Genomic DNA, 11,673 nt, shown 5'->3' on the forward strand with positions numbered 1-11,673 from the left:
CCCGGTGCTTGCACCGGCCCTCCTTCGGCGTCGGAAGAGAACGCCGAATCCAACCGCGACAAGCAAGACCGTCGTCAGGCCGGCGCTCATGCCGGTCGTGCTACGGGATTCACTTGCATTAGAAGGAGCAGAAGCGACCGCAGATGAAGAGGCTTGAGTCTCGACAGGCTGCGGAAGCGCCACGCCGGCGGCACTCCCTTGACGCACAAGAGATGCTTCAGATGTCGGCAAGGCTTGGGATGCGGGAAGGGCGATTGCGTCCGAAGTAGGTCCGACAGGGGCCATTGCAGTAGCCGAGGCCATAACCGGAGCCACTGCGGCGCGAGAAGTGGTTTCGACAGACTTGGCCATCACTGCCCATCGAGCAAATACGCCGTCGATGCAGTGGACGTCGGTGCAGGCGCTCCGCGATTGCCTCCACCGGGCGAGTTGTTCGGGCGAGAGCTTTCCAGTGCTCAGCAGAGCCTGCTGTTGCGCGAAGATATCGTCGTACTCATTGTTCAGGATTGCGTGGTCGCATATGACGCGCTCAGCCGGTTGTCGAGTGGTTGCACATTGAATATCGCTCGCCCATGCTCCGGTTGAACCCAAAGCTGTCAATGAAAGCAGTAATGCTAGATGTCGTCTCAGATGCACGAGTTCTCCCTCATAGCGCAATTGCCCGTTCAATTAAGTCTCGGCGTCCGCCGAGGAGGATTGCAGAATAGACCGGCGCGTTTTCATCGTTAAACGGCATGGGCGACGTCACGCGTTTTCTTCCACACTGCACCCATCGCAGCGTCCTTGCGATTCGGAGAAATCCTGGCGTGAGGACACTTGCACACCGACGCGTTTGAGCAAGCGTTGCGTTAATGCTCGCCGGCGTTCAGTAGCATCCAAATCTGCCGCGTCGGCGGCACCGTTTGAGCCGAGTAGCAAATGAACGCCTCCGTTTCCTGCTCCCAGGATACGCATTCTCCGAAACAGGGCGAGCGCGACGAATATATGGCCTGGATGAATGACCGCGTGAACTTGGGCAGGCATCAAGCTGCCAAACAATATGTGAGAACTCGAGCATTTGGGTATGGCAAGCGTACTGCTGGTAGATGACGACGCGGAAACCCTCGCCGCTTGGGCGGCGAACTGTGTCGCGGACGGATTTCAAGTGAAGACGGCGAGCGACGGCAAGTCAGCATTGGCAATGTTCATCGAATCCCCTGTAGACATAGTGGTCGCCGACTGGCGCATGCCGGTGATGTCGGGGAGCGAACTGTGTCACCGATTGCGCACTCTCCCCGGATTAGCTGACGTTGCTTTCATATTGATTTCCGGAGAACCCAGCCCGCCCGCCTTCATCAGCTACGACGGTTTCCTTCGCAAGCCCGTAGACGGACAAATTTTACTGACCACAATGCGACGGCTCCTGGCGGACAACATCTCGCATCGACAGTTACAGCGTGGCGGAACAGCGTAGCCGACTGGCCTTTTGTGCAGCTGGGGCTCTCCAATCACGCCTGCTGACGAAGGAAATGGCGCTCTCGAGCCAGTATCGAGTCAGCCAAAATTTCTACTCGCCGTAGTTGGGCCGCCGTGAGCAATTTCAGGTCGCTGTCCTTCGTGGACCGAGGGCGCCTTTGTCAGCAGGCAAGCGGGTACGAACCCTCGTTGACTTTGTGTCGTCCGTCCCGTAATGTGAAATTCGCCGCTGTGAAGAACGTCGCCCGTGTGTCGAGCTAGCAGCATCCCGGCATCGCGACCTTCGAACTTTCTCTATTTCTCCAGTCGCTCTATCAGCCATGGAAAGCAATCGCGCGCCCAGTCAAACGGATGAGCTTGCCCGCAGGCCGGTCCGCGCCGCAGATTATGCGGCCGAGAACCGCGCGCTTGTGGCACTCGCCCGAGCCCAGGCCGGCCCGCGCTCCGAATTTCTGCAAGTCATCGCGGACACGGCTCTGACACTGTGCCGCGCGGGTAGCGCAGGTATCAGTCTTGTCGAGGGACCAGATGACAATCGGGTCCTCAGGTGGCTCGCTGTCGCCGGGCTCTGCGCTGGCCTGCGCGGCCATACGACCGCATGGGACGAGTGCCCGTGCGCTGTGACCCTGGAGGCGGGAACACCGCAACTATTCGTCGACCCGCAGGCTCGGTTCCCTTGCCTTGCGTTTCCGGGAATCGACGTACCGGAAGGAATAGTCGTTCCAATCAAGGCTGAGAATGCGGAACTAGGGGCGATATGGGTGATGTCACACGCCGAGGATTGCAGATTTGATCTCGAAGACGTCAGACTGCTCTCAAACCTCGCCGTTTTCGCCGGCTCGGCGTTAACCATCGTCAATGCGCGCGACAGCGGTGAAGAGAGCGACCGGCGGCACAACGAATTCATCGCCATGCTCAGTCACGAGCTACGAAATCCAATGACGCCAATCGACGGCGCCATAAGTGCAGCGAAACGACTTTGCGCCGAAGACGAAAGAGCCGTCGACGTCCTGACTATCGCACAACGCCAGATGAGGCATCTGCGAACACTGGTCGATGACCTGCTCGATGCCGCCCGTCTGAAGCATGGCAAGCTCGCTATCAAGCACAGTGACACTTCGCTCACCGACATTGTGTTTGATGCCGTGACAGCTATCAGACATCACGTCGCATCCCGCAGGCACATACTCAAAATCACGGGGCTGGACGAGCCCATCCCCGTGCGTGCCGACCATGTCCGCTTGAGCCAGGTGCTGGGCAACCTCCTTTCGAACGCAGCGAAATACACACCTGTCGGAGGCACCATCGAGCTCAACGTCCGCGTCGAGCCAAACAACTCGCGCGAAGAAGCACCCGGGTTGGTTGTTATTGACGTCACTGATAACGGCATGGGTATCGATAGCGCAGTCAAGCCGCACGTCTTCGAGCTATTCGCGCAGTCTGCCCGTGGCCAGGCGCGTTCCGAAGGAGGCTTGGGAATAGGTCTCGCGGTGGCAAAGCGGATGGTCGAGCTTCACCATGGAACAATCTCAATCAAGAGTGAAGGCTCGGGCAAAGGCACGGTTGTAACACTCCGTTTGCCGATAGCCCGGACGACAACGGATACAGACGTAGGCACCCCCAGCGCGACCGCTGCAGCTCCCGAGCCGGCGCGTCTCCTGCTCGTTGACGACAATCAGGATGCGCTCAAGGCGCTGAGCGTTTTGCTTGAACTCGAAGGTCACGAAGTAACAACGTCGGACAATGGGCGCGATGCCATACGGCTGATGTCTGAAACGCACCCTGAAGTTGCAATCGTCGACGTGGGGATGCCGGAAATGGACGGCTTCGAGGTCGCACGAACTGTTCGCCTGAATCGCGGATTCGATGACGTCATCCTGGTAGCGCTCACGGGCTATGCATCCGAATCCGACAAGTCGAGGGCACTAGCGGCCGGATTCGATTTCCATCTGACCAAGCCACTTTCGCTCGATAAGCTGCAGTACATCCTGGCGAATCGCGCCGAAGGCACGCTGCGGGGCATTGTCTAAGGTCGACGCGCCCTTTGTCGCGCGCTGCAGGGCTACAAAAAAATCGGCTGGACTTAGGGGGTGCATAGGCCAGAACGGGCAGAAACGCGCCCACCACCTGTCAGATTGCGCTCAAAGCTCTGCTCATAGAGCCGGTGGTCCGGGCAAGTATATGAAGTTCTCGATGAGCCTTAGCAGGTCTATCTCGTCGGGCCGGGTGCCCCACCGGCTGTATCCCGCGACAGATGCAATGGCAAACCACGAATGCGGCGGAAACAATTCTGCGTGCACTGTGATGCCGCCGATGATTCGTAGCCGTCCCGTATCGCAGAGAAATTCAGCGTGAATTCTTTCGCCGCCTACGGTTTTGCTGGCAATGACTGGCGTGGACCGAAACATAGTGTCCTCCTGCGGTTCTCTAACTGCTAAAAACAGATGCTCGTGTGATAGCTCTCCGAAGAAAACGAACATTGATTCAGTGTTTGCACCGCCCCTCAATAGACTGCGAACACGAAGCTGATGGAAAGACCCTAACTAGAAAGAGGCAAGTTGCGTGCCGAGTTGAGCAAACGACCGAAAGTCGGTCTTTTGCTCAGTTTTGCTTGCAGCATAGACCCTTTTCAGGAGCTGTTACCCTCGGCGACGCACCAGGTTGAAGAACAAGGCACCTGTTCCGTGCTGTATCGTCCGCCGTGACGAATTGTTTCCTGATTCCAGATACGCACCAGGCCTGTTCTGGACGATGCGACACGCCGAGTCGCTACCGTCTCGCTCACCGAGATGGCGCCAGCACTTGCATGGTTCATCGGCTGCAGCGTTGATGTCCTTGGAGACCCAAAGAAATAGCTGACTTTCGCCTGGCAGGTCGGGTTCTCGTGCCGGCGCCAGGCCCTCGGCTGTGTGACGAATCTCCTGCCCAATGCGTCGGACAATCCTTAAACCCGCTGTCCGGAAGAACTCAGCCAGCCCTTGTCGTCAGCGCCACAGTTCCGACATTCCGCTCGCGCTTGCGTTGACGCTTTCTCTGGGAACGTTAACGTTCTGGTAAGCCCGCAATACGGGCTGTTGCCTTCTTTGCGTTTCACGAACGCGACGATTATGAACTGGGTATTGCGCTAAACTATTTGCGCATCGCAGTCGCCAGTGGCATTGCATCGCTCATCATCTGATACTCACTTACTGCCACCTGGATTCCCATGGAACACGTTTTCAAGAAAGCTCTTGCTGTTCTCCTCATAGCCGCATTCGCTGCACCGGCGGTGTCTTTCGCTGACATGCATCGCGACGACCGACACGCCCCTGTGCGGCATCATTACCAGCCTCACCATCATCAGCTTCACCAGCCCTCCCGCTCGCACGGCTAAGCATCGCGCGCCAGCAACGCAGGCTCAGTAGAGAACGGTTTGCCCTGGAACGGGCAAACCGTTTGTCGGCTTCACGGATTATGTCTTACAGCTGCTTCTTTCCGGATATGCCCGCATGTAACCGGTCACGCTCGGTTCCCATCGCGCCTTTGACCCCAAGACCTCGTCCAGAGAAAGCCGTCGTCCTGAGAAAGCGATGCGCGCCGCACGGCAGCGAGCGTCGAGGCGTAAATGACAGAATCGTAATTTGCCGGTCAGGGTATGGTCGGCATTGAAAGGCCAGGATTAGCCATGTGCTCCGACCTATTGCGGCCTGCACTGCCACCCCATTGCGGATAGAGACGTAATGAAACTCGTTGCATGCAACGGACATTATTAACGAGCCAGGCTGACGGAACATAGCATACCGCCTTGTCGCTGACTGACTCGGTGCACCGCAGCGTCTGGCCACAGGAGGTTTAGTATGAAACTAAGTGCCGACACGTTTGTGCGACTGCGCCGTCTCGCTCCAGTTCTCGACGATGTACTCAACGCGCGCGAAGTCGAGCACGCGGACCAGGCCGTGGACCTTGCTTCCCTTGCCCAGCTATGCTCCCAGCTGTTTGGAACGTACCATTGCCAACACCCCGGCCAGATTGCGCAGATAGCGCAAGCGCGACTTGAAGCCGTTGAGTCGCTGTAACGTGCAACCCGCTCCAGATGAGGAATGACTCCGCATGACCTCGTCGCCGAAGCGGCCGCGGGAGCGAAGTTGATTGGAATATCGTGCGGGCGCGTAGTGACCCGGAAAGATGCGGGAGTCGCGTGATTGCTGTTCTGTGCGCCGGATGTCGTCGAGCCGACCGAGAGCCCATTCGATTTTGTCCGCGGCGATGCGTTTGCTGTCAGTGACCTTCTTAGTCGCCTTGTTCCCCAGGAACGCTCCGCTTTGGGCAGCCGGGCACGGTATTTAAAGAGTCCTGCTCCAATCACACGGTCTCATCCGCATTGAACCGGTCGGTCGATGTGCCGCGTGAAAGGTGCTCGCGTACGGTCGCAGCGTTTACGAAATCGTGTCCGAAGTTGTAAGCAACCACAAGTCCCACCCGGACATGTCACACCCGCGCTCAGGACCGAGCCCGGCGGCCCCTCAGAATTACGTCATCTTCTGGCTCTTTTGAAAATGCAGTGGGTAACGAGGCTCACGAGGCATGTGGGTTGAAGCTGGAGAAATCGAGCTTGCCGGCGATGAGAAAGAGGACAGTGCGCATCGTCGTGAAGCGCGTGTAACCGCGAGCCTTGCGCTTGGCAGCTTGAAACAAGCCGTTGATGGCCTCGATGAAGCCGTTGGTCTGGCGGGTCTGAGTCCAGGCGACAATGCCATCGAAGTGCCGGCGAATCATTCGCGCCACCTCCTTCATCGGCTCGACCTTCGAGCGCATGACGTTGGTGCACCACTGCCGCAACATCTCGGAGACGACATGAATCTGCTTGCGTTCGAGAATCTCGCGCAGTTGCTCCCGATACAGCCATGCGCGGGCGGTGCGCTTGGTGGCGTACTGCCTGACCAGCGCCTCGAGGTCGGTCAATTGCGCCAGATTCAGTTTGTTGGCGTCCTTGAGCAGCGTCCAGCGCATCCCTTTGAGTTCCGGGTTGGCTTTCTGCTGCTGGCGGCGCACCGTATCGAGCGCCTTGGAGGCGTGGGCGACGACGTGAAACTTGTCGAACGTCAGCCGCGCATTGGGCAGATGTTCACCCACGCCCTTGATGAAGGCGGGCGACATGTCGATGCTCACCGAGGTGACTTGCTCGGGCGTGCCGTGGTGTTGGCTCAGATGGGCCGCGAAGCCTTCAATCGTCTTCGCGTCACGCCCGGGTGTGACGAACACGACACGGCGCGCCTGCATGTCGGCGACCAGCGTCAGATACTCGTGGCCGCGCCGGTACGAGGTTTCGTCAATCGCCACCGTCGTCACGTCCGACAGGTCGGCCGACGCAAGCGCGAGTTCCACATAGCGCGAACAGATGGCATGCACCCGGTGCCACGACAGATTGACGATACGTGCCACGGCGGCAAACGGCATCTGCTGCGCCAGCATCAGCACCAGCGCTTCGAACAGCAAGGTAAAGCCGTCGAGCTGGCCGACCCAATCCGGCTCGACCAGCCGCACCGCGCCGTTCGGCAGTTTCACGCGCGGCACCCGCACCTCGAGATAGCACTCATGTTGAAAGAAGTTCAGGTGTCGCAGCCGCTTGATTTGCGTGTCATGCACGGGGTGCTCGCCGGCGACACCGGGATAGACGAAGCGGCTGCCGGCGACAAAGTCCACGGCAATCGTGAGTTGTCGTTTGGCTGTGTCGAAGTCGACGCCTTGGACGTACCACGGGGCCTTGATTCCCAAGGCGGCTTCAAAGAGTTGATTCGTCATGTTCGCTTCGTCTCGCATGGCTGGTTGCCGCATTCTGCCGCAACCAGCCATGCCCCAGCTTGTCGATTCACGGCGCCTCAAGGGTGCGCTGCGCCGGGCTCACGCCCGCCCTTGACCCGCCAACATTACCCACTCGGAATTCAAAAGAGGCCATCTTCTTTACTAACGATTTCTGGTTGACCATCCAGTCAGCGGTCTCGAAGAGCGACCCAAGCAACCTCTCCCTAAGCGGCTCGGAAAGCCCCACATCCTCCATGGCCCAGGCCATGCACCTGATCCACTGATCCCTCTCGCTGGAGGCGATAGCAAACGGCAAATGCCGCGCCCTCAACCGAGGGTGCCCAAACCGGCTGATGTAATGATCGGGCCCGCCCATCCATCCGCACAGAAACCAGAAAAGCTTGTCCCGCGAGCCATCGAGCGACGCCGGATGCAAAGCCCGAATCCCGGCGAATTCCGCTTCGAGATCCATCAAGTCATAAAACCGGTCGACTAACTCGCGCACGCGAGCCTCGCCGCCCACCAGTTCGAAGGCCGTCGGTCCCGCCGTGGACACTTCGTCGTTAAGATCGCTCATACCCAGTCACAAAACAAAATAGAAATCACGCATCCCGCAGCGATTGCAACGCCGGCCGCGTCAACACATGCCGCAAACTGAGCCAGCCACCAATCCCAGCACAAGCAATCCCGGCAGCCATACCCGCCGGCAACAGCCATGGATCGAAGCTCAGATAAAACTCGAACACGCGGGTCGCCAGCACCCATCCAATCACCTGCGCGCCCACCGCCGCCATCAGCCCCGCCAGCGCGCCCACCGCGACAAACTCGGCAATCTGCACCGCCCGCACCTGGCGATGCGACGCCCCCAGTGCACGCAGCAGCGCGGATTCTCGCATACGCTCATCGCGCGTGCCGGCCAGCGCTGCGTACAACACCAGCACCCCAGCCGCGAGCGTGAACGCAAATAGAAACTGCACCGCGCCAATCACCTGCTGCAACACGCGCTGCACCTGCGCCAGAATCGGACCGGTGTCGATCGCGGTGAGGTTCGGATAAGCAGAGATCAAACTGTCGATCGTCGCCTGCCTCGAAGGCGGCAGATGAAAACTGGTGATGAACGTCGCCGGGAAATCCTGCAAGGCCGCCGGCGGCATCAGCACGAAAAAGTTGACCTTGAACGAGCCCCAGTCGAGCTTGCGCACACTCGTCACGGGCGCGTCGATCTGCAAGCCCGTCACGTCGAAGCGCAGCATGTCGCCAGGCTTTACGTCGATCAGTTTCGCGAGCCCCTGCTCAATCGAAATCTGCGGCGTTTTCGTGTCGCCATACCAGACACCATCGGAAAGCCGATTGTCCTCGGGCAGCGTCGTCGTGTACGACAGATTGAATTCGCGGTCCACGAGGCGCTTTGCGTCGTCGCCTTTGAACGCGTCCGGATTGACCGGCTTGCCGTTGATCGCGATCAGCCGGCCGCGCACCATCGGCGAGAGCACCGTGCCGGGCAGGCCATGTGCGCTCAGATATTGCGTGACGGCTTCGCGTTGATCGGGCTGGATGTCGATGATGAATTCATTCGGCGCATCGGGCGGCGTCGATTTGCGCCAGCCGGCTACCAGATCGTTGCGCGTCATCGCGATCAGCAGCAGGCACATCAAGCCGATGCCGAGCGCGGTAATCTGCAGTGCACTCGCACTACTGCGCCGCTCGAGCGACGCCAGCGCATAGCGCCAGCCGACTCCCGCATTGACCCGCTCGCTGCGCACGAAACGCGCGGCGCCCCACAACGCCAGCCGCGCGATGCACGCGAACACCAGCAAGCCGCCCGCAAAACCACCCGCGACGATACCGCCGAGCTTCAGTTCGCCCGCCGCGACGATCAGCAGCGCGGCGAACATCACGATGCCAAGGGCGTAGGCGGCCCACGCGGTGCGCCCCGCGTCGCCCCATTCGCGGCGCAGCACCCGCACCGGCGGCACGCGCGTCAATGGCAGGAGCGGCGGCAACGCAAAGCCGAGCAACAACACGAGACCCGCCGCGATGCCCTCGAGCGCCGGCCAGGCGGTCGGGTACGGCAATGCGACATCGATCAGACTGCCGAGCCACGTCAGCAACGCAAGATGTCCCGCGTAGCCGAGCGCAACGCCCACCGCCCCGGCGATTAAACCGAGGCCGACGAACTCGAGCGTGAAGAGCGCGCGCAGCGTCGCCTGACTGACGCCGAGGCAGCGCATTGCCGCGCAGGTGTCCAGATGCCGACGCATATAACGATACGCGGCCATCGCGATCGCTACCGCCGCGAGCAATGCGGTGAGCAGCGAGACGAGCGTGAGAAAGTGGCTCGCACGGTCGAGCGTCTGACGCACTTGCGGCTGGCCGTCCTGCAACGACTCGAGCGCGACGCCGCGCATCTTGCCGCCGTCGACCTTGTCGTGCGCGAACTGGGCGAAGCGCGCGACCGACGCATCCGTGCCCGCCACCAGCAGCCGATAGGTCACGCGGCTGCCGAACGTGATGAGGCCAGTCGATTGGACCTCGTCGGCGCGCAACATCAAACGCGGCGAAAAATTGACGAACGAGAAGCCGCGATCCAGTTCGCGGGTGATCACCGCACCGATCGTGAAGTTGCGATTGCCGACCTTTACCGCGTCGCCGACATGCAGCTTCAACGCGTCGAGCAAGGCCTGATCGACCCAGGCGACGCCCGGTGCTGGGATCGATTGCGCCGGATGATCCGCCGCGCCCGGCGCGGATGCGATCCGCAACGCGCCGCGCAACGGATAACCCGGCGACACCGCCTTGATGGCGGCGAGGCGCGAGACCGGCTGCGCGCCGGTCGAATTGATCATGCTGGGAAAGATCGCGGTGCTGGCCGTATTCAGACCGAGCGCCGCGGCTTGCCGTGCGAATTGCGGATCGACCGGATGATCGGCACGCACGATGAAATCGGCGGCGATCATGCGGCGCGCGTCGCGCTCGAGCCCTTGATGCAAGCGGTCAGCCAGGAAGCCGACGCTCGACAAAGCCGCGACGGCCAGTACCAGCGCCAGCAGCAGCATCGTCAGTTCGCCCGCGCGCCAATCGCGCGCCGTCATGCGGATGGCCTGGTGCAGCAAGTCGGCGCTGCTAAACCGGCGTCGCGAACTCGATGTAACGCGCGCCGTCGAACCTCGTACCGTATCGCTCAATCGTGCCTGCTCCTGACCAAACGCGACACCATGTGCGTCGCCATCCCGCGGAAACCGCCCTGCACGCCGCGCCAAAGCCTCGGCAACACCCAGCCCGCCAACATCAGGAAACCCACCATCAGCACCAGAAACACAAGCGGCACGAACAATGAGAGCAGCACGCCGCCGAGCACGAGGCCGTCTTCGGCGGTTGAGGTCACGACATTGGACACCGGTTCCGGCGACAGATTGATCAGCGCGCGCGTACCCGCTTTCGCCAGATGCGCGGTGCCGGCCAGCGTGCCGCCCGCGAGCGCGGCGACGGTCAGGAGCGCCGGATCGGCATGGCCAAGCGCACCGACGGCCAGCACGGCGCCGGCCGGAATGCGAATAAAGGTGTGGATCGCGTCCCACAGCGAATCGAACGCGGGAATCTTGTCGGCGAGGAATTCGGCGACCGTCAGCACGGCGGCGACGCCGATCACCCACGGCGAGGACAGTGCGGACAGCGTGTCGGGGAGATGGATGAAGCCGAGGCGTTCGAGCACGCCGGCGAGCAAGACCGTCAGATAGAGGCGCAGGCCGCTGCCCCATGAGAGGCCAGCAGCAAGCGAAAGTGATTCAAGCATGGCCGCCTCCAGGCGCGCTGTGCGTGCCGGGCGCTTCGATGGGCAAGAAGGACGGAAGCCGCCGCACCGAAGTCGTCAGACCCGCGCCAAGCCGGCCGCGCCAAATGGGCCGCGGGCAATTTCAGGTTGGATTCAGCTTCATTATAGCCACGTTAATTCGCAGAACGCAGAGCGGCGAACAAATGGCGGGCGGCCTCTAATGGGGCGCGACTCGGCGTGCAAATCGAAGTCTCGCGCGGGAGTTCGCAACAACCGCCCTGCCGACGGCAGCTCAATGCCCCGAGGAGAGCTTCAGGCCGATCAATCCAATCACGATCAGCGACGCGCTCGCCACACGCGCGAGCGTCAATGCTTCGCCCATCATCACGATGCCGAAAATGAACGCGCCGACCGCGCCGATCCCTGTCCACACCGCATAGGCGGTGCCGAGCGGCAGTTGACGCATGGCCATCGCGAGCAGCACGAAGCTGCCGAGCGCGGTCACGAGCGTGAACACGGACGGCCAGAGCCGGGTGAAACCTTCGGAGGTCTTGAGACCGGCTGCCCACGCGACTTCGAGCAAACCGGCGATCAATAGAAGAAACCAGGACACGAGACAACTCCATGGTCAGATGGGGCCGTCCCCGTTCGTAGCGGATGCGTAA

At 60.9% G+C, this 11,673-nt stretch carries 8 protein-coding genes and 1 pseudogene; 3 read left to right on the top strand and 6 right to left on the bottom strand.

Annotated elements, in window-relative coordinates; all coding sequences use genetic code 11:
* The first annotated feature begins 1,063 nt into the window (after positions 1-1,063).
* Both SB772_RS16930 and SB772_RS16935 read left to right on the top strand, forming a co-directional pair.
* Positions 1,064-1,453 carry a two-component system response regulator gene (locus SB772_RS16930; RefSeq protein WP_410834385.1) on the top strand — a complete coding sequence of 130 codons (390 nt, stop codon included), beginning with the start codon at positions 1,064-1,066 and terminating at the stop codon, positions 1,451-1,453.
* A gap of 322 nt (positions 1,454-1,775) precedes the next feature.
* The gene (locus tag SB772_RS16935) at positions 1,776-3,485 is read left to right on the top strand and encodes an ATP-binding protein (protein ID WP_410834386.1); all 1,710 of its coding nucleotides are present in this window, start codon (positions 1,776-1,778) and stop codon (positions 3,483-3,485) included.
* A 1,151-nt stretch (positions 3,486-4,636) separates the two neighbouring features.
* Here SB772_RS16935 and SB772_RS16940 read toward each other — a convergent pair.
* Positions 4,637-4,804, bottom strand: a complete 168-nt coding sequence (locus tag SB772_RS16940) for a hypothetical protein (protein ID WP_410834387.1) — start codon at positions 4,802-4,804, stop codon at positions 4,637-4,639.
* Between the two features lie 487 nt (positions 4,805-5,291).
* On the opposite strand from SB772_RS16940, the gene SB772_RS16945 reads away from it, so the two are divergent.
* On the top strand, positions 5,292-5,510 hold the full coding sequence (locus SB772_RS16945; RefSeq protein WP_410834388.1) for a hypothetical protein: 219 nt from the start codon (positions 5,292-5,294) through the stop codon (positions 5,508-5,510).
* A gap of 499 nt (positions 5,511-6,009) precedes the next feature.
* On the opposite strand, the gene SB772_RS16950 is transcribed toward SB772_RS16945, so the two are convergent.
* From SB772_RS16950 to sugE, 5 genes and pseudogenes are all read right to left on the bottom strand, one after another.
* Positions 6,010-7,236, bottom strand: coding sequence for an ISL3 family transposase (locus SB772_RS16950; RefSeq protein ID WP_410834389.1), 1,227 nt, complete (start codon positions 7,234-7,236; stop codon positions 6,010-6,012).
* A 166-nt stretch (positions 7,237-7,402) separates the two neighbouring features.
* Positions 7,403-7,813: pseudogene (locus SB772_RS16955) on the bottom strand (group II truncated hemoglobin); the annotation flags it as partial.
* Positions 7,814-7,838: 25 nt separating this feature from the next.
* The gene (locus tag SB772_RS16960) at positions 7,839-10,421 is read right to left on the bottom strand and encodes an ABC transporter permease (protein WP_410834390.1); all 2,583 of its coding nucleotides are present in this window, start codon (positions 10,419-10,421) and stop codon (positions 7,839-7,841) included.
* Positions 10,418-11,029 (bottom strand): DUF4126 domain-containing protein, encoded by a 612-nt coding sequence (locus tag SB772_RS16965; protein WP_410834391.1) that lies wholly within the window; start codon positions 11,027-11,029, stop codon positions 10,418-10,420. The genes SB772_RS16960 and SB772_RS16965 overlap by 4 nt, the downstream gene beginning before the upstream one ends.
* Positions 11,030-11,300: 271 nt before the next feature.
* Complete coding sequence (sugE, locus tag SB772_RS16970; RefSeq protein ID WP_410834392.1) at positions 11,301-11,621, bottom strand: quaternary ammonium compound efflux SMR transporter SugE; 321 nt, start codon at positions 11,619-11,621, stop codon at positions 11,301-11,303.
* Positions 11,622-11,673 lie beyond the last annotated feature (52 nt).

Origin of the sequence: Paraburkholderia sp. SIMBA_030 (genome assembly GCF_046535245.1) — a bacterium.
Taxonomy (GTDB): domain Bacteria; phylum Pseudomonadota; class Gammaproteobacteria; order Burkholderiales; family Burkholderiaceae; genus Paraburkholderia.

What these genes read in the sequence shown, in the direction of transcription:
- SB772_RS16930 (WP_410834385.1), top strand. Translation starts at nt 1,064, where the DNA reads ATGGCAAGCGTACTGCTGGTAGATGACGACGCGGAAACCCTCGCCGCT.
- SB772_RS16935 (WP_410834386.1), top strand. Translation starts at nt 1,776, where the DNA reads ATGGAAAGCAATCGCGCGCCCAGTCAAACGGATGAGCTTGCCCGCAGG.
- SB772_RS16945 (WP_410834388.1), top strand. Translation starts at nt 5,292, where the DNA reads ATGAAACTAAGTGCCGACACGTTTGTGCGACTGCGCCGTCTCGCTCCA.
- SB772_RS16950 (WP_410834389.1), bottom strand. Translation starts at nt 7,236, where the DNA reads ATGACGAATCAACTCTTTGAAGCCGCCTTGGGAATCAAGGCCCCGTGG.
- SB772_RS16965 (WP_410834391.1), bottom strand. Translation starts at nt 11,029, where the DNA reads ATGCTTGAATCACTTTCGCTTGCTGCTGGCCTCTCATGGGGCAGCGGC.